Origin of the sequence: Streptobacillus felis (assembly GCF_001559775.1) — a bacterium.
Lineage (GTDB): Bacteria > Fusobacteriota > Fusobacteriia > Fusobacteriales > Leptotrichiaceae > Streptobacillus > Streptobacillus felis.
In genome coordinates this window covers 1-17,606 of the sequence record NZ_LOHX01000319.1, presented here as the reverse complement: position 1 = coordinate 17,606, position 17,606 = coordinate 1, and the positions used below count along the sequence as shown (strand labels likewise).

The 17,606-nt window shown below is 26.5% G+C and carries 18 protein-coding genes; 5 read left to right on the top strand and 13 right to left on the bottom strand.

The genetic code is table 11. From position 1 onward, the window contains the following. Positions 1-19 precede the first annotated feature (19 nt). From AYC60_RS07610 to sufC, 4 genes are read right to left on the bottom strand one after another with little or no spacing between them, the layout of a single operon-like run. Positions 20-1,225 carry a SufS family cysteine desulfurase gene (locus AYC60_RS07610; RefSeq protein WP_067323196.1) on the bottom strand — a complete coding sequence of 402 codons (1,206 nt, stop codon included), beginning with the start codon at positions 1,223-1,225 and terminating at the stop codon, positions 20-22. Next, positions 1,225-2,346, bottom strand: a complete 1,122-nt coding sequence (locus tag AYC60_RS07605) for a SufD family Fe-S cluster assembly protein (RefSeq protein ID WP_067323193.1) — start codon at positions 2,344-2,346, stop codon at positions 1,225-1,227. The genes AYC60_RS07610 and AYC60_RS07605 overlap by 1 nt, the downstream gene beginning before the upstream one ends. A gap of 9 nt (positions 2,347-2,355) precedes the next feature. Further along, positions 2,356-3,771, bottom strand: a complete 1,416-nt coding sequence (sufB, locus tag AYC60_RS07600; protein ID WP_067323190.1) for a Fe-S cluster assembly protein SufB — start codon at positions 3,769-3,771, stop codon at positions 2,356-2,358. Further along, positions 3,771-4,523, bottom strand: a complete 753-nt coding sequence (gene sufC, locus AYC60_RS07595; RefSeq protein WP_067323187.1) for a Fe-S cluster assembly ATPase SufC — start codon at positions 4,521-4,523, stop codon at positions 3,771-3,773. The genes sufB and sufC overlap by 1 nt, the downstream gene beginning before the upstream one ends. 165 nt (positions 4,524-4,688) lie before the next feature. Here sufC and AYC60_RS07590 point away from each other — a divergent pair, with 165 nt between their 5' ends. Continuing rightward, positions 4,689-5,573 (top strand): EamA family transporter, encoded by an 885-nt coding sequence (locus AYC60_RS07590; RefSeq protein WP_067323184.1) that lies wholly within the window; start codon positions 4,689-4,691, stop codon positions 5,571-5,573. Positions 5,574-5,663: 90 nt separating this feature from the next. On the opposite strand, the gene AYC60_RS07585 is transcribed toward AYC60_RS07590, so the two are convergent. Genes AYC60_RS07585 through AYC60_RS07560 form a run of 6 tightly spaced genes read right to left on the bottom strand, consistent with a single transcriptional unit; the run spans position 5,664 to position 11,460 of the window. Then, positions 5,664-6,623, bottom strand: coding sequence for a transketolase family protein (locus AYC60_RS07585; RefSeq protein WP_067323181.1), 960 nt, complete (start codon positions 6,621-6,623; stop codon positions 5,664-5,666). After that, complete coding sequence (locus AYC60_RS07580; protein WP_067323178.1) at positions 6,623-7,438, bottom strand: transketolase; 816 nt, start codon at positions 7,436-7,438, stop codon at positions 6,623-6,625. The genes AYC60_RS07585 and AYC60_RS07580 overlap by 1 nt, the downstream gene beginning before the upstream one ends. An 18-nt stretch (positions 7,439-7,456) precedes the next feature. Next, entirely contained in the window at positions 7,457-8,800 is a 1,344-nt protein-coding gene (locus tag AYC60_RS07575; protein WP_067323175.1) for a PTS ascorbate transporter subunit IIC, read from the bottom strand. 17 nt (positions 8,801-8,817) lie between these two features. Next, positions 8,818-9,084 (bottom strand): PTS sugar transporter subunit IIB, encoded by a 267-nt coding sequence (locus tag AYC60_RS07570; RefSeq protein ID WP_067323172.1) that lies wholly within the window; start codon positions 9,082-9,084, stop codon positions 8,818-8,820. 1 nt (position 9,085) lies between these two features. Then, positions 9,086-9,514, bottom strand: a complete 429-nt coding sequence (locus AYC60_RS07565; protein ID WP_067323169.1) for a PTS sugar transporter subunit IIA — start codon at positions 9,512-9,514, stop codon at positions 9,086-9,088. An 11-nt stretch (positions 9,515-9,525) separates the two neighbouring features. After that, positions 9,526-11,460 (bottom strand): BglG family transcription antiterminator, encoded by a 1,935-nt coding sequence (locus AYC60_RS07560; protein ID WP_067323166.1) that lies wholly within the window; start codon positions 11,458-11,460, stop codon positions 9,526-9,528. Between the two features lie 313 nt (positions 11,461-11,773). On the opposite strand from AYC60_RS07560, the gene AYC60_RS07555 reads away from it, so the two are divergent. From AYC60_RS07555 to AYC60_RS07540, 4 genes are read left to right on the top strand one after another with little or no spacing between them, the layout of a single operon-like run. Beyond that, entirely contained in the window at positions 11,774-13,000 is a 1,227-nt protein-coding gene (locus AYC60_RS07555) for a TolC family protein (protein ID WP_067323163.1), read from the top strand. A gap of 1 nt (position 13,001) precedes the next feature. Next, positions 13,002-14,042, top strand: a complete 1,041-nt coding sequence (locus tag AYC60_RS07550; RefSeq protein WP_067323161.1) for an efflux RND transporter periplasmic adaptor subunit — start codon at positions 13,002-13,004, stop codon at positions 14,040-14,042. After that, positions 14,039-14,728: an ABC transporter ATP-binding protein gene (locus AYC60_RS07545; protein WP_067323159.1), complete on the top strand. Its 690-nt coding sequence runs from the start codon at positions 14,039-14,041 to the stop codon at positions 14,726-14,728. Before AYC60_RS07550 ends, AYC60_RS07545 begins: the two co-directional genes overlap by 4 nt. A gap of 1 nt (position 14,729) precedes the next feature. Beyond that, positions 14,730-15,932, top strand: coding sequence for an ABC transporter permease (locus AYC60_RS07540; RefSeq protein ID WP_067323155.1), 1,203 nt, complete (start codon positions 14,730-14,732; stop codon positions 15,930-15,932). A 42-nt stretch (positions 15,933-15,974) separates the two neighbouring features. Here AYC60_RS07540 and AYC60_RS07535 read toward each other — a convergent pair whose 3' ends face one another. The 3 genes from AYC60_RS07535 to AYC60_RS09680 form a co-directional block, all read right to left on the bottom strand. Continuing rightward, positions 15,975-16,259: a hypothetical protein gene (locus tag AYC60_RS07535; protein ID WP_067323153.1), complete on the bottom strand. Its 285-nt coding sequence runs from the start codon at positions 16,257-16,259 to the stop codon at positions 15,975-15,977. Positions 16,260-16,448: 189 nt separating this feature from the next. Continuing rightward, positions 16,449-16,667, bottom strand: a complete 219-nt coding sequence (locus tag AYC60_RS09685; RefSeq protein ID WP_231724638.1) for an ATP-binding protein — start codon at positions 16,665-16,667, stop codon at positions 16,449-16,451. Between the two features lie 30 nt (positions 16,668-16,697). Then, positions 16,698-16,895, bottom strand: coding sequence for a hypothetical protein (locus AYC60_RS09680; protein WP_330996909.1), 198 nt, complete (start codon positions 16,893-16,895; stop codon positions 16,698-16,700). Positions 16,896-17,606: the final 711 nt, after the last annotated feature.

The following is a 17,606-nucleotide window of genomic DNA, read 5'->3' as shown; positions in this document are numbered from 1 at the left end:
TATTTCGGAACAGCCCCTTTTACTTATCTAAAAAAATTCTTTTTACTTCTAATAAGCCTTCTATCAATCTATCAACATCTTTTTCATCGTTATATATCCCCAAACTCATTCTACAACATGAATTAATTCCCATATATGATAATAATGGTGCAGTGCAATGTTGACCTGATCTTACTACAACACCTTTATTATCTAGTATAAATGCAGTATCATGTGAATGAACTCCCTTAACATTGAAGGCTATTATACCAACTTTTTCAACATTTTCTGTATAATATGTTTCTATAAAGTCTAATGTATTTATTGCAAAAGTTGCATACATAGTAAGTTTATCTTCAATTTTTTTTATTCTATCATATCCAATTTTTTCCATATATTCTATGGATTTAGTAAGTGTTGAAATTGCAGCAACATTTTGAGTTCCACCTTCAAATTTATGTGGAACATCTTTATATGTAGCACTGCTTTCAGTAACATATTCGACCATATCTCCACCATATATTAATGGTCTTGTTTTTTCAAGAAGTTGTTTTTTACCGTAAAGTACTCCTACGCCTTGAGCTGAGAATATTTTATGTCCTGAAAAAACAGCAAAATCAACATCCCATTTTTCAAATTCATGTTTAAAATGCATAATGGATTGAGCACAATCTAATACTACTTTCACATTATATCTATGTGATATTTCTATAATATCTTTAAATTTTTGTATGACACCAGTAGTATTTACTACAGTTGATATACTAATGATTTTAGTATTTTTGTTAAAAATATATGAAAGCTGTTTAATATCTAAATTTCCAAATTCATCTAAATATAGATATCTAATTCTTAATTTTTTTATCCTAGCAATTTCTTGCCAAGGAACTATATTAGCATGGTGATTACTAATTCCTAAAACTATTTCATCACCCTCTTCTAAATTATCTAATGCATATCCAAAAGCTATAATATTTAATCCTTCTGTACTACCTTTAGTAAATACTATATTTTTTTCATCACTTACCCCAATAAAACTTGCAACTTTTTTCCTAGTCGATTCCATTATTGCTTGATTTATCATAGAAAGTTCATGAGACCCTCTTCCTGCATTACCATTAGTTTCTAAATAATAGTTATAAACACTATCTATAACTTCTTGTGGTTTTTGGCTTGTTGCTGCATTATCTAAATAAACCATATCTCTTTTATTAAAAATAGGAAATTCCTTTTTTATTTCATCCATTATAATCTTCTTTCCAAGATTTCCTTTAACTCTACTACTATATCTTCATCTTCTATAGCGTCAAATACAGGCCCAAATGATGATTCAACAACTAATTTTTTAGCACTTTTAGCATCAAACCCTCTACTCATTAAGTAAAAAAGTTTATCTTGATCTATTTTACCTATACTTGCAGAATGTGCCCCTATAACATCATCTTCATCACAGAATAATGTAGGTATAGAATGAGCATTTACTGTCTTATCTAAAAGTATTGAAAATTCAGCTTCAGATCCAGCAGATTTTGAAGAAAATCTTTCAAATACTAAATTACCTCTAAATACTTTTACTGCCTTATCTTTTGTTACTCCTCTTGCATCTATGTCTGCAACACATTCTCTTCCATGGAAGTTTAAAGTGTATTCATAGTCTGTTTTTCTTTCTCCATCAGATAGATATATAGGTAATAGTAATGAATTAGCTCTATTTTCTAATAAATTTGAAGAAACTGAAGTTACATTTGCTTCTCCTCCAAATTCTACAGAATAATGTTTTACATCAGCATCTTCTAAAACATCTATATCTACTCCTAGGAAGTTTTCTGATTTTGTATTTAAGGTTTGTATAGTTATTAATTCTAATTTAGAACCTTTATTAGCTTTTACATTAATATATCCATTATGATAAGTATATTCTTCATCTATACCCTTATACATTAAAAATATTTTAGCACTTGCATTTTCTTCAAGCTCTATATTATATACATCTACTAAATGAGGATTTTCTTTACTTAATTCCATAGTAATGTATATATTCTCAGTAATATTATCTTTAATAACTATTCTTTTCTTTAAGTTAGCAAATTTTTCTGCTTCATTTTTAAAATAGTTTGCAACCCTTAAATTTACAAATACATTTTCATCTATTAAAATATTATCATTATCTAAATTTTTAGTAGTTATTCCTTTATATTCATTTACACTATCTATACCTTTTACAGAATATTTCATTCTATTCCATACTGGTTTGTTAAGAGTCATATCAACTTCTTTTTTACTTGCTTTTTTAGACTCCTCTGCTACAGCTGATTTTAAAAGGTCTATAGTTTCTTGTACTTTTGCTGAATATTTTTTTTCCTTCATTTATATCACCTATCCTATAGTCCCTTCTAATTCTAATTCTATTAATTTATTAAGCTCTACCGCATATTCAAGTGGAAGTTCTTTTGAAATTGGCTCAACAAATCCTCTTATTATCATAAGTTTAGCTTCATCTTCTGATAGACCTCTACTCATTAAATAGAATATTGCTTCATCACTTATTCTTCCTATACTTGCCTCATGTCCTATATCAATATCATCTGTATTTACTTCTATAATAGGCATAGTATGAGATGCAGAACCATTATTATCTAACATTAATGATTCACATTCTGCAGTTGCTTTACAATGATGAGCACCTGGAACAACTTTTAATAATGATCTATAGAATGCTCCTCCACCATTTTTAGAAATAGATTTAGATGATACATTTGAAGTTGTATATGGTGCAGCATGTATTATCTTACATCCTGTATCTAAGAATTGCCCAGCTGCTGCAAATGTTACCCCAGTAAATTCACAAGCTGCTCCAACTCCGTTTAATATACTCATAGGATAAAGATTAGTTACACGAGAACCAAATGAACCTGATATCCACTCTATAGTTCCATGTTCTTCTACTATAGCTCTTTTTGTATTTAAGTTATATAGGTTTTTTGACCAGTTTTCTATAGTTGAGTATCTTAGTTTTGCATTTTTCCCTACAAATAGTTCTACTGCACCTGCATGTAATGCATTTTTGTAATATTTTGGCGCAGAACATCCTTCTATGAAGTGTAAATCTGCCCCTTCTTCAACTATAATTAAAGTATGTTCAAATTGTCCTGATTCTGCAGCATTTAGTCTAAAATATGATTGTAAGGGTTTTTCTACTTTTACACCCTTAGGAACATAAACAAATGATCCTCCTGACCAAACTGCACCATGTAAAGCTGCAAACTTGTGATCTTCTGGTTTAATTAAAGTCATAAAATATTTTTTGATTAAATCTTCATGTTCTACCATAGCTGTTTCTATATCAGTATATATAACACCTTGAGCTTTCAATTCTTCATTTAAACTATGATATACGACATTAGAGTCATATTGAGCACCCACTCCAGCAAGTGATTTTTTTTCTGCATCAGGTATACCTAATCTATCAAATGTTTTCTTAATATATTCTGGTACATCATCCCAAGATGAGTTCATATTATCTGATTCAGTTTCAAGATAATGAACTATTTCGTTTATATCTAAATCAGATAAATCCGTACTCCATGTAGGCATAGGTTTAGAATCAAAAACTTCTAATGCATGCAATCTTTTTTCAAGCATCCACTGAGGTTCATTTTTCTTTTCAGATATTCTTTTTACTACAGATGCATCAAGTCCTTTACCTGTAGTAAATTTATGTTTCATTTCATCTTTAATATCATATATTCCACGCTCTATGTCAGCAATATATGTCTTTTTTGTTATTTCCATTATTTATCACCTAAAAACTCTTCTTTTAATTTTTCATATCCGTGAGTTTCTATGAATTCAACTAATTCTTTTCCACCTGTTTTTACTATTTTACCGTCCATTAATATATGAACAAAATCTGGATTTAAGTATTCTAATACCTTATCATAATGCGTAATTATTAACATAGATCTATCAGTAGATTTTAGTGTTTTAACTCCTTCAAATACAATTTTTGTTGCATCTCTATCTAGACCTGAATCTGTTTCATCTAGTATAGCAAGTTTTGGTTCTAAAATTGCCATTTGTAATATTTCGTTTTTCTTTTTTTCTCCCCCTGAAAAACCTACATTTAAATATCTACTTGCATAGCTTTCATCCATTTTTAATTCTGCCATTTTTTCTTTTAATAATTTATTGAATCTTAAAAAATATTGTTTTTCTCCAGTAACAGCTTCCTTAGCTGATCTTAAGAAATCTTCTACTGTTAGTCCAGGTATTTCTTCTGGATATTGGAAAGATAAGAACAGTCCTTTTCTTGCTCTTTCATCTACAGCATCTTCTTGTATTTCTTCACCCTCTAAAATTATACTTCCCTCTGTAACTTCATACTTAGGATGTCCTATTAATATTGAAGCAAGTGTTGATTTACCAGCTCCATTTGGCCCCATAATTACATGTATTTCACCTTTATTGATTACTAAATCTAATCCCTTTATTATTTCTTTTTCCTCTACTCTAGCATGTAGATTCTCTACTCTTAATAATTCCACATTTCCTCCTTACTTTTCTTATCAAATATTTTGATAGTACAATTATTATTTTGTTATCTATATTATATATCATTTTATCTTTAAAATCAAAAAAAAGTAAATAATTAAATGTTTCTTTTTTTGTATAATTATGATAATATATGATATGAATTAAAGGAGAAACATATGAAAAAAATAGGAATAATAATGGCATTTATTGCCGCTTTTTTATGGGGGATTTCAGGTAGTTTAGCTGAATATATTTTCAGTAATTCTAACTTCAATGTAAATACTTATACATCTTTAAGAATGTTTTTAACAGGTTTAATATTATTAACATATGGTATATATTCCAAAGGCCCTAAGGGTTTTTATGATATATTAAGTAGTAAAAAATATTTAAAAAGAATAATTATATATGGATTATTAGGTATAGCATTATTACAATATTCTTTTGCGCAAACTATTAACTATTCTAATGCAGCACTTGCTACATTAATGCAATATTTTACACCAACTATAGTTTTGATTTATTTAAGTATAAAGACTAAAATTATACCAAGTAATAAGAAGGTATTTTTAGTAATCGTTGCACTATACGGAATGTTTTTAATGATAACTAATGGAAGTATTACAAATCTTAATGTAAGTCCATTATCATTAATATATGGTTTAATAGCAGCTTTTGCTTTTGCTTTCTATATTTTATACATTACAAAATTTAAAAAAATTGATAATACTATAGTTATTGGTTGTGGAATGATAATAGGGTCACTAATATTTATACCATTTATTGATTTTTCTAATTTTAAAGAATTACTTAATATTAATGTATTTATAGCATTTATGTCTAATGTTATTTTAGGAAATGCAATACCCTTTTACTTATTTTTAGAAAGTACTAAATACATACAACCTACTACTACATCACTACTTGGTGCCATAGAACCAATAGTATCTATAATTATTGGAATGATATTTTTAGGGACAGTACTTACTATTATTCAATTAATAGGTGCTGTATTACTTATTGGATCTATAACTATAATTTCTATATTTGAAGATATATAAAAAAAACCACTAAATTTAATTGTTTAGTGGTTTTTTTTATGAAAAGGAATTATCCCTAATTAATTTAGAAATAATTCCTTATAAATATTTTTACATATTTTCTTTAACAGCTTTGTATATATCATCAGCTGTTAATTCGTATTCTTTTTGTAAAAATTCTAAAGTACCTACTTGTCCGTATCTTTCTTTTACTCCAACTCTAACTAGTTTATTTGGACAATTTTCAGAAAGTATTTCAGCTACAGCTGATCCAAGTCCATTAGTAATGCTATGATTTTCTGCTGTAACTACTAGTTTAGCATCTTTACAATATTTAATAATAGCTGCTTTATCTATAGGTTTTAATGTAAACATGTCAAGTATAGTTGCATTTATACCTTCAAGTTCAAGTTTTTTAGCTGCAACTCTAGCATTATGTACCATCATACCATTTGCAATTATAGTTACATCCTTACCTTCATTTATTATATTTGCCTTACCAATCTTTATTTCTGCACCTTCTTCATATACTTTAAATACATTTTTTCTTGTAAGTCTTATCCAATAAAATTTATCATTATTTTCATATACTTCATCAAGAACAGCTTTTAATACAGTAGAATCTGTAGGTTCTATAACCGTTGTTCCAGCAAGACCTCTAATTAATCCCATATCTTCAAATGACATATGAGTTCCACCATTATGAACTGCCTGTATACCTGCATCTGAAGCTATTACAGTAATAGGATTATCTTGATATAGAGAAGAAATAAATATTTGATCTAAACATCTTCTACTTGCAAATGCTGTAAAAGTATGTACAAAAGGTTTTAACCCTGCTCTTCTCATACCTGCAGCACATGAAATTTCTTGAGCTTCCATAATTCCACAATTTACTATTCTATCAGTATATTCTTTTTGAAGGGAACCTGTTCCTAATGAACCCATTAAGTCTGCATCTAAAACTACTACATCCTTATCTTTTTCTAAAAATTCATGTAATTTATCAGTACATACTTTTCTTAATTCTAAAGCTTCTTTAACTTCCTCACCTTTATAAATATGTGTCATTATTTCACCTCACTCTCTAAATCAAGTATTGCCTTTTCTAATTCTTTTTTAACTTCTTCATTAGGTCTTATGTGATGATTTCCTTTTAGTGTTTCTATAAATTTAACTCCTTGACCTTTAATTGAATCAAGAACTATTACTAAAGGTTTATCTTTTAAAGAATGAATAGCATTTTTTATTCCTTCTATGTCATCACCTTTTACAGTTAGGGCATCTAAACCAAATGATTTTGCTTTTTCTTCAAATGAATATGGTCTACAAATATCTTCTAAATAACCATCTAATTGTTGTTTATTATAGTCTATAAATACAACTAAATTATTTAAATTATTGTGAGCTATAAACTGCATAGCCTCCCATACCTGTCCTTCTTGTGCTTCTCCATCACCAATTATTGTAAATACTCTATTTTCTTTTTTTTGTATTTTTAAAGCTTTAGCAATACCAGTAGCTATAGAAATACCTTGTCCTAATGACCCAGTTGTTACATCTACACCCTTAGTTTTTAATCTATCTGGATGTGAAGGTAATTTTGTTCCATTAACATTTAATGTAAGTAATTCTTCTACTGGGAAAAATCCTTTTAAAGCTAAGGCTGAATAAAGAGCTGGACCTGCATGTCCCTTTGAAAGAACAAAGTAATCTCTTTCTTCCCAGTTAGGATTTTTAGAATCATATTTCATTATATCATTATATAGTACTGCTAGAGTCTCTACTACTGATAAAGAACCTCCATAATGACCAAATCCTAAATTATTTAACATCTTTAAAACATTTAATCTAATTTCTTTTGTAAATTCCTTTGTAGTTTTCATTATTATCTCTTTCTTTTTTTATTTTTCTTTACTTACGAAGTTGTGAGCAACTAGCCCTGCAACAACTGCAAACACTAAACCTGTAATTACTGTAGGATTTAATAATTTAGCTGCATTACCTAAAATTATTCCTAAAGTAGCAAAGTCAGCATCAGAGAATGTAGTTCCTACATATCCTAAACTTCCTAATAATGGATATAGAGCTGCTGGTAAGAATGTTAATAATAATCCATTTGCAAATGCTCCTATCATAGCTCCTCTTCTACCACCAGTAGAGTTACCAAATACTCCTGCTGTTGCTCCACAGAAGAAGTGAGGCACTACACCTGGTAAAATTAACACTGCATTAAACATACCTAAAATGAATAATCCTACTAATCCACCCAAGAATGAGAATATGAATCCTATTAATACTGCATTAGGTGCATAAGGGAATACTATAGGACAATCTAAAGCTGGTTTAGCATTAGGAACTAATTTTTCTGAAATTCCTGTAAATGCTGGTACTATTTCGTTTAAGATTAATCTAACACCTTGTAAAATAATGTAAACTCCTCCTGCAAATCCTATACCTTTAATTAAAGCATATATTATATAGTTATCTCCACCTGAAAGTTCTGTTGTTACATAATCTTTACCAGCACATATTGCTAAGATTACATAAATTACCATCATAGTTACTGAGATAGATATAGAAGAATCTCTTAAGAATGATAAATTTTTAGGTAATTGCATTTCTTCTGTAGATTTAGAACCTTTACCTACTAATTTACCTATATATCCTGAAAGTATATATCCTAAAGTTGAGAAATGTCCAAATGCTACTGAATCATCTCCTGTAATTCCTTTCATGAAAGGTTGTGCTAATGCTGGGAATATAGCCATAGTTAAACCTAATAATACTGCACCAACTACTACTAATAAAGTCCCACTAAATCCAGCTATATGTAACATTATTGCTATCATAGCTGCCATATATAAAGTATGGTGACCTGTTAAGAATATATATTTTAATCTAGTGAAACGAGCTATACAAATATTTGCTACCATTCCTAAAGCCATAATTAATGCTGTTGTAGTACCAAAGTCTTTTAAGGCAACTGAAATAATTGCTTCGTTATTTGGTATTACACCTTGAATAGCAAATGCTTTTTCGAACATACTAGTCATAGGCCCTAATTGGTCTATTAAATATCCAGCTCCTGCTCCTAAAACTAAGAATCCTAAAATTGTTTTAATTGTACCTTTAACAACATCTGTTGCAGGTTTTTTTTGTAATAATAACCCCACTAACGCAATTACACCAACTAATATTGCAGGTGTTTTTAAAATGTCAACAATAAAATTTAATACTGCTTGCATAAATCCTCCTTAATTTATTATTTTAATTTCTCTGTTAATTTTTGTTCAAGTTCTGGCATAGATATTATACTATCTAACACTATTACCTTATCTGCTGGTATAGATGAGCTTTCAGCTATATCTCTACCCATAACAAATAAATCCGCACTGTTTATAGTTACAGAAGCTAAGTCAGAATGTTCTACTTCTGCTTCCACCCCTATTTTGTTTAGTACTTTTTTTACATTCATTTCTAACATGAAACTAGACCCAAGTCCTGATCCACAAACCGCCATAATTTTCATATTATTTACCTCCTTTAATTACTTCTATTAAATCTTCTAATTTATTAGCTTTTTTTAGATTTTCAATTTTATCATCATCTTTGAAAATTTCAAGTAAATCACCTATAGTATCTATATGAGAATCTTTATCTTTAGCTGCTAATACAAATATTAAATGTAATTTAGTATCTCCAAATTCTACTGCTTCATTAACCTTTAAGAATGAGACTCCTGTTTCTATTACTCCATCTTCAGGTCTTGCATGTGGCATAGCAATATCATCAGTAAGTACTATATAGAATCCTAACTTATTAACAGATTCTATCATTTTATCAATATATTCACTTTTAATATTATTACTTTCTACTAAAGACTCTGCTGCAACCCTTATAGCTTCTTCCCAATTTTCTACTCTATCTCTTATCACTACATTACTCTTATTAAATAACATTATTACCTCTCCTATATTTTTCTACTAAAATAACCAATTAATTTTTCATAAGTATTTAACTTATCAATTTCTTCTAAGAAACCTTCATTTAATATTAGTTTATAGAAATCTCCTAATAATTCTAAATGAGAATTATTATCTTTACTTGAAAAACAAAGTAATACTTTAGCTTTTCTACCCTTACCAAAATCTACAGGTTCTTTTAAAATTAATAAGCTTGCGTCTGTTTCATAAACTGAATTTTCTAGTTTTGCATGTGGTATTGCTATACCATCATCTATAACTATATATGGTCCAAGTTTATTTACCATTCTTTTCATTTCTTCAGTATATTCAGAACTAACAGATCCTTTTGCAACTAAATTATTTCCAAGTATGTCTATAGCTTCTTCCCAGCTATTTATACTTTGTTTAAATATTACACTAGTTTTATTTAATGCTTTAATTAATTCACTTTCACCCTTAAAACTATCTACTAGTATATTTGAAAATTTGTCTAAAAGTATATATTTAAGTTTATCTCTATCCACACCTGTAACATTATTTTCAATTTCATCTAGTATCTCATCAACTATTACTTTATCTTTTCTTCTTTTTATACCCAATTCATCTAATTTTTCATAATCTTCTACTTTTAGTAATGGATTTATTTTTACAAAGTCTACATTTTCTAAGTCTATAGTTGAAATAATATAGTCTACAGATGTTGAATTAAATTTAACCTTGTCTATCATATATGCAGGTAAAACATCAACTATATCTATATCAAATTTTTCTTTAAGATTATATTCAAGTATTCTTGATGTTCCATATCCCAATCCACAAACAAGTATTACTTTTTTCCTATTAAAAGTTCTCATTCTTTCTATAGATGCTTTAAAATGATATGCTATAAGTGATATTTCTATTTCTGTAAATTTAATATCAAATATTTCTTCCATTTCTATAATTGATGATTTTATTATAGGTAATAAAGGATCATCTTCAAGTACTAATTGTTGATAAATAGAATTTTTAAGTTTTATACCTTTTTTAAGTCTATAGATAGAAACTTTAATGTGGCTTAATAAAAAATCGTAAAGTACTTTATCTTCAGTCAAATCAAGTCTTATCTTATCACTAACTTGTTTTATCATCTTTTTAATTAAGAATGATTCATCTAACCAAGATTCTAAGTTTGGATTTATAGAAAGGCCTATAAGCATCTCACAAATCTTTTCAAAACTTGGATGTATACCAAAATATTCTGTAAATATTACTTTAATTTTATTTCTCTCTTCTTCTAAACTAAACTTATTATTAGCCTTAGTTTTTTCTGGAAATTTTATCATAGTATATATAGTTATTATTAATTTTTGATATATTTCCTCATTAATATTAAACTTAATACTCTGAGATAATTCCTTAAAGAAATCTTCTACATTTTTCATGGCATCAAAGTCTATTACTTCTTTAATATATTTCTGCAAAGATTTCTTATTATATACTTCATCCAAAAATTCTATTTTTTTATTATTTGGCCAGTCTAAAAAATATCCTCTAGAATGTATATATTCAAATTTTTCTCCGTCTAATAAGTTCATATCAAGTTTTAAAGTATTTCTAGAAATATCTATTTTCTTTGCTAAATTAGATATATTTAAACCTTTTTTATTGTATAAGGCATAAAGATAAATTAAGCTTATTCTATCATCCCTATTTATATATTCTTTATCTTTAATACTTTCCAGAAACTGCTCTAATTCAGTTTTTGAACTTAATAGTATATTCCCATTTTTTATACCAATTTTTGAAAAACCTTTTTTAGATAAATAGTAATTTATATTATTAATATTATACTGTATTGTTCTTTTTGAAACTCTAAAATACTCACAAATACTTTCAAGATTTACAATACTTTCTTCTAAAAGCTTTTCAAGTATCCTTATTTCTCTCTCATTTACCATAACTGTCTCCTTCTATTTTAAATATACCTTGTTTTTTTTCAAATACCAACTTGTAAATATTTTCATAAAAATGAAAAAAATCATACATTTCATTTTTATACTTTTACACTTTTTTTATATTATCAATTCCTTTTATATTTCCTAAAAATATAATAAAGTACAAATAGATTTTACCATAATAATCTAATAGAATCATAATATTTGGTCTAAACTCATTAGAAATTACTTTTAAATTCATTATTATACCATAACATGTATTGAATTAAAATTTGTATATGATATAATTAGTCCATTAAAATACAAAAGGAGAATTATGAAAAAATTTATCTTATTATTATCACTTTTCACATATGTCTATTCTAGTGAATTAAGTGAATTTGAAAAAAAACATATACAAACAAATATTGCTGAAGAATTAAATGTAGCTAAGAAGAATAAAACAAAAAAACTACTTGGTAGCTTATACATGCCAAAAATTACACCTAGTTTTGATACTGGATATACCTTAAGTTTAAATGATCAAAACGAATATACACATAACTATAATGTAAATACAAGCCTAAATGTTGAATATGGTCCTTTAACATATAATATAGGGGTTGATTTAAAAGATAAGGAAATAAGTTCTCATTCTATAGGCCTTAGTGCAACAATAAATAATTATACTTATGATTTCATAAATGAAAGTAATATAGATTATGAAATAGAAAAACATAATATTCATTCAAAGAACAAGGAAAAGGTAGAATCTATACTAAATCTTTATTCAAGATATATACTAAAAAAATATGAACTAGATATAATAAATGAAGAATTAAATAAACTTTCAAGTGATGAAGTTGTAATAAAAAAACAATATGAAAGAGGACTAATATCTAAAAATGAATATATTAGTTTTAAAGACAATTTAGAGATTGCAAAACTTAATCTTGAAATTTCAAAAGATGAATTTGATATACTAAAACTTGAAATTAAGGAAAATAAGATAGATATTACAAAATTACCTGAGTTTAAATTTAAATTCTTAGATAGGGAAGAAATAAATAAAAACGTAATATCTCATAATAACATTAAGGATCTTGAAATATCTAAGAAGGAAATAGAATATCAAAAATATATTTCTACTAATGTAATACCAACAGTTACAGTATCTTCAAATTACGATATACTGAATAAGAACTTTGGAATTAATCTTAACATTTCAAAATTAATAGATTTTTCTGAAAATGAAATTAATGTATTAAATGAAAAGAAGAAGGAAATAAACGAACTAAAAGAAGATAGTAAAATATATTTAGAAAAAAATCTACTACTAAAAAATAATGAATATGCTAGATTAAAACTTTCATATAAGCAGGCAATAAAATCTCTTGAAAATTACAAAAGAGAATTACAAACTATGGAAGTTAAATATAGACAGGGTAATGAAAGTTATTTAAAATTAGTTGAAAAAAGAAAAGACATTAAAAATTTAAAACTTAATCTGAAAAAAATTGAAATAGATTTTTCAATTTTTGAGTGGAAAATAAATGGAGAGTAAAATGAAAAAAGGTATATATATATTAATAATTTTAATATTAATAGGTTTTGGAGCATATAAATTTAAAAATAATATAACTAATGAAAACTTTACAGAAATTAATGAAGTAACAAGAGAAAATTTAGTTTTTGGATATAATTTTAACGGGTCTGTTGTAAGTAAAAAAGAAGTATTAATTTATTCTAATCTTGAAGGAGAAGTTAGAAAAATAAATTTCAGATTAGGAGATGAAGTTGAAAAGGGCGATATACTAGCAGAATTAGATGAGAGTTCTCTTCTTGAAGTTAACAATAGCATAACTAAAGCAAGACTAAACTTAAGTAAGGTAAATAAAAAATATAGAGATACTCTTGAACTATACAACATAGGATCTGTTCCTAAATCAGAATTAGATGATGCAAGAGATAATTTAACTATAACAAATTTAGAATACAATGAATTAATTGCAAAAAGTAAGGATATTTCAAATAAAATAAAATCTCCTGTTTCAGGAACTATCATAGAATTTAATGTAGAAGAAAATTTTAAAATAGATCCTTCTAAACCACTATATAAAATAGTTGATACAGAAAATTTAAAAATAGTTGCTGAAGTACCTAATTCAAAGGTTAATAGATTTAAGGTTGGGGATGAAGTAGCAATAAGTTCACAGTCTTTAATAGATGATACAAAAATAATTGGTAAGATAGATGAAATAGCAAGAATATCAACTAAGAGTGAAAAATACAATGATAATGTTACTAAAGTAAGTATAAATTTAGAACCTAACTCACCATTAAAACCTGGTGATATAGTAGACATGGAAATTGTTTTTGCCAAATTAGATAATATATTAGTTGTTAATTATACTGACGTAATGATAGATGATAATGGAGATAAATATGTTTATGCACTAGATAAATCTAATAGAGTTAAAAAAGTTTCAGTAGAAACTGGTATCAATAATAGCATAAAATATGAAATAAAATCTGGACTATCTGAAGGGGATAGAATAATAAATAATTTAGACCAAAGATATAAAGAAGGGGACATCATAAGATGATAGATATACAAAATGTTATAAAAATATATAAAAATGGTAATCTATCTCTAAAAGTATTAAAAGGTTTAAACCTTGAAATAAAAGAAGGAGAATATGTATCTTTAATGGGGCCTTCCGGAAGTGGAAAATCAACATTTTTAAATATTTTAGGTTGTCTTGATAATTTAACTGAAGGAAAATATATTTTAAATGGAATAGATGTTTCAAATATGTCAGATGACGAATTATCAAAAGTTAGAAATGAAATGATAGGTTTTGTATTCCAAGCATATAATTTATTACCTAAATTAACAGCTTTAGAAAATGTTGAACTTCCTGCTATGTATAATGGAATTAATAAGAAAGAAAGAAGAGAAAGAGCTATAAAATTACTTGAAAATGTTGGACTTGGAGATAGAATACACCATAAACCTATAGAAATGTCAGGTGGTCAAAAACAAAGAGTTGCTATAGCAAGAGCTCTTATTAATAATCCTAAAATAATATTTGCAGATGAACCAACAGGAAATCTAGATTCAAAATCTGGAGAAGAAATTCTAAAAATATTTAGAGATTTAAACGATAAAGGTGTTACTATTTTAATGGTAACTCATGAAGAAGATGTTGCAGAACATACAAAAAGAATAATAAGATTAAAAGACGGAGTAATTTATTCAGATGATACCGTTTTAGAAAGAAAGGGATAATATGGAAACATTGGAACTATTTCTATTATCTATAAAAAGTTTATTTGGATTTAAAATGAGAACCTTTTTAACAACTTTAGGTATCATAGTCGGTATAGGATCTGTTATACTAATTTCATCTTTAGGTGCAGGATTTGAAAATTCACTATTAGGTGATTTTAAAAAAAGTCTAGGTAAAGTTGTACTTGTTTCAGTAGATGAAGGTTCAGAATTTGAAATTAATAGAGATATGCTTTTCATAAAAGATGATTTAATAAGTATATCACAAATTAGTAATGTTGAAAGTGCTTTCATATCTAATGAGGTAACAGGTGAAGATACTAAAAATGGTGAGATTCATAAAATAAATTACCTTGATGAAAACGGAATAAAAGGACTAGGGGTAGAGATAACATATGGTAGAAATATTTCTAAAGAAGAGCACGAAAATAAGGCTGATGTAGCTCTATTAAGTAGATACGATGCCATAAGATTATTTGGAAGTGAAAAAAGAGCTATAGGTAAGAGAATAAAAACAAAAACTTTTGATAATGCGGGAACTATATTTTCTTTAACTGTAGTTGGAACTTTCAAAGATGTAGATGAAAAATTTAGAGCACTATTTAGTAATGTAGAATATAAGTCACTTATAGCTCCATTAAGTCAAATAAATATAGATAGATCAAGAAATATTTATGTTAAATTTAAAGATGAAACTATAATGAAAAATACTATAGATGTAGTAAAAGAGCATTTAATGAATAAATCTAATGGTAATGATATTTACATTTTAGAACCACTTAGTAAGGATATGACTATTGTAACTGATATGCTTGGAAAAATTTCAATTTTCATTTCACTTATAGCAGGGATATCTTTAGTAGTTGGTGGTATAGGTGTTATGAATATTATGCTTGTATCAGTTAGTGAAAGAATTTCAGAAATAGGATTGAGAAAGGCTATAGGTGCTAAAAATAGAGATATCTTATTACAATTTTTAATAGAATCCATAATCTTAACTCTATTAGGAGGAGTTATAGGGGTAGTTTTAGGATATGTTATTTCATTAGGTATAGGTCTATTTTTCGGTGTATTACCTATACTAAAATTATCTACTTTATTAATTTCTACTTTAATTTCAGTATTCATAGGTATAATATTTGGAATTTATCCTGCTAAAAAAGCAGCTAAATTATCACCTATGGAAGCACTTAGATCAGAATAAAAATAAGGAATTATCTACAAAATATGTGATAATTCCTTTATTTTATATAAATATTATTAATATATATGAAATTACTAATAAAAATATTATTACAAAAAAATGTTTAAAATTATATTCTTTTAATTTTTTTAGAAAATATGAAAGAGGGATAATATATAATAGAATAATTAAAAATATCATTTTTAATATACTTAAATACATACTATTTTCTTCAAACATTATATTACCAATAATAATTCCCATAAGCATAGGAAGGATAAAAATTGAAAAAAATATTATCCAAATAGCTAATACTACTAGTAATATAAATTTTATTTTTTCTTTCATACTAACCTCCAATTTTAAGCTTTTACATATTCTTGTATTGCATCACAAACATATTGTGCTACCCCTTATTTATATTGTTTTTAAATTCTGTATTGTATACATATCCATCTCCATTTCCTAGAAAATATATGTTATTGTTAATGTCAATATAAAAATGTAGTATTTTGTCAAAATAAGAAAGTCGTTTCTCTATTCTTGATAATAATCTCTAACTCTATAAGATCTATCATTAATATTAATAACATTGCAATGGTGTAATAGTCTATCTAATATTGCATTATAACTTTCAATATTAGAAAGAACTAGTAATTCACTTATACTAGAACAATCTCTCATATTACCCTTTAAATCCTTATTATCTTCTCTCCATTGTTTTACTGCTTTATCAAATAAAGCTACATTTAACATGTCTGCTTCACCTGCATATTTAAAACCTAACTAATCATCTGTTAAATCATTTAATAAATATGTTTTAATAGAATCTGTGTGTATTTTAAAGTTAATTTTGCTTATTTCTCTATGTAAATTCCATGTTAAAGATAATTCTGATTTTTCATCAGATTTAACTCTTTTATAATCTTGAATTATGTATAATTTAAATTCTGGTGATAACCAAGATGCAAATTCTAATGCTATATTACTATGTGCATATGTTCCACCATATCTACCTGATTTCGATACTATTCCTTTTACATTTGTAAATTCAATCTATTTTTGTGGAGTCATAGTGAATCTATATAAACCTACTTCTGTTTTAAACGTATCGAATTGCACACGGTTAAAATCTTTATTATTTAAAATTTCCCATAATCCTATAAATTCAAGAGTATTTATATTTCTTAATCAATTCCGAATAACAAATCTAGGAACATCTTAATTTTTATACCTAGCAATATCCGTAATGATATATAGTCATTTTAAAAATTTTCTGTATAAACCTATATTGTCACCCCTTTTGCCTCAAATGTTTCTTTTTTTATTTTTGACATCTTAAATTTCCACTTTCTTTAATATATACTAATTTAAAATTATTTTAGAACTTTTTTTAAAAAATATTCTTTATATCCTTTTGGACTATCTTCTAATATACCAAAAATCTCAAATCCATTCTTAAGATAAAATTCAACACCTTGAAATTCAAATGAATCTAAATGCACTATATGACAACCATATTTTTTAGCTTTTTTTAGTATAAAATTTAGTAAATTAGTTCCAATTTTTTCATTTATTCTAATTCTATTTTCAAACGCAAGTTTTCTTTCATTACTTCTGCTGCATTTAAACTATTAGAATTATTTTCGGCTTTTACTTGGCATTCTTTGTTAAAATCTTTACACCATTTTGCAA

What these genes read in the sequence shown, in the direction of transcription:
- sufB (WP_067323190.1), bottom strand. Translation starts at nt 3,771, where the DNA reads ATGGAAATAACAAAAAAGACATATATTGCTGACATAGAGCGTGGAATA.
- AYC60_RS07565 (WP_067323169.1), bottom strand. Translation starts at nt 9,514, where the DNA reads ATGTTATTTAATAAGAGTAATGTAGTGATAAGAGATAGAGTAGAAAAT.
- AYC60_RS07575 (WP_067323175.1), bottom strand. Translation starts at nt 8,800, where the DNA reads ATGCAAGCAGTATTAAATTTTATTGTTGACATTTTAAAAACACCTGCA.
- AYC60_RS07605 (WP_067323193.1), bottom strand. Translation starts at nt 2,346, where the DNA reads ATGAAGGAAAAAAAATATTCAGCAAAAGTACAAGAAACTATAGACCTT.
- AYC60_RS07590 (WP_067323184.1), top strand. Translation starts at nt 4,689, where the DNA reads ATGAAAAAAATAGGAATAATAATGGCATTTATTGCCGCTTTTTTATGG.
- AYC60_RS07535 (WP_067323153.1), bottom strand. Translation starts at nt 16,259, where the DNA reads ATGAAAGAAAAAATAAAATTTATATTACTAGTAGTATTAGCTATTTGG.
- AYC60_RS09685 (WP_231724638.1), bottom strand. Translation starts at nt 16,667, where the DNA reads ATGTTAAATGTAGCTTTATTTGATAAAGCAGTAAAACAATGGAGAGAA.
- AYC60_RS07580 (WP_067323178.1), bottom strand. Translation starts at nt 7,438, where the DNA reads ATGAAAACTACAAAGGAATTTACAAAAGAAATTAGATTAAATGTTTTA.
- AYC60_RS07545 (WP_067323159.1), top strand. Translation starts at nt 14,039, where the DNA reads ATGATAGATATACAAAATGTTATAAAAATATATAAAAATGGTAATCTA.
- AYC60_RS07570 (WP_067323172.1), bottom strand. Translation starts at nt 9,084, where the DNA reads ATGAAAATTATGGCGGTTTGTGGATCAGGACTTGGGTCTAGTTTCATG.
- AYC60_RS07610 (WP_067323196.1), bottom strand. Translation starts at nt 1,225, where the DNA reads ATGGATGAAATAAAAAAGGAATTTCCTATTTTTAATAAAAGAGATATG.
- AYC60_RS07560 (WP_067323166.1), bottom strand. Translation starts at nt 11,460, where the DNA reads ATGGTAAATGAGAGAGAAATAAGGATACTTGAAAAGCTTTTAGAAGAA.
- AYC60_RS07585 (WP_067323181.1), bottom strand. Translation starts at nt 6,623, where the DNA reads ATGACACATATTTATAAAGGTGAGGAAGTTAAAGAAGCTTTAGAATTA.
- AYC60_RS07555 (WP_067323163.1), top strand. Translation starts at nt 11,774, where the DNA reads ATGAAAAAATTTATCTTATTATTATCACTTTTCACATATGTCTATTCT.
- AYC60_RS07540 (WP_067323155.1), top strand. Translation starts at nt 14,730, where the DNA reads ATGGAAACATTGGAACTATTTCTATTATCTATAAAAAGTTTATTTGGA.
- AYC60_RS07550 (WP_067323161.1), top strand. Translation starts at nt 13,002, where the DNA reads ATGAAAAAAGGTATATATATATTAATAATTTTAATATTAATAGGTTTT.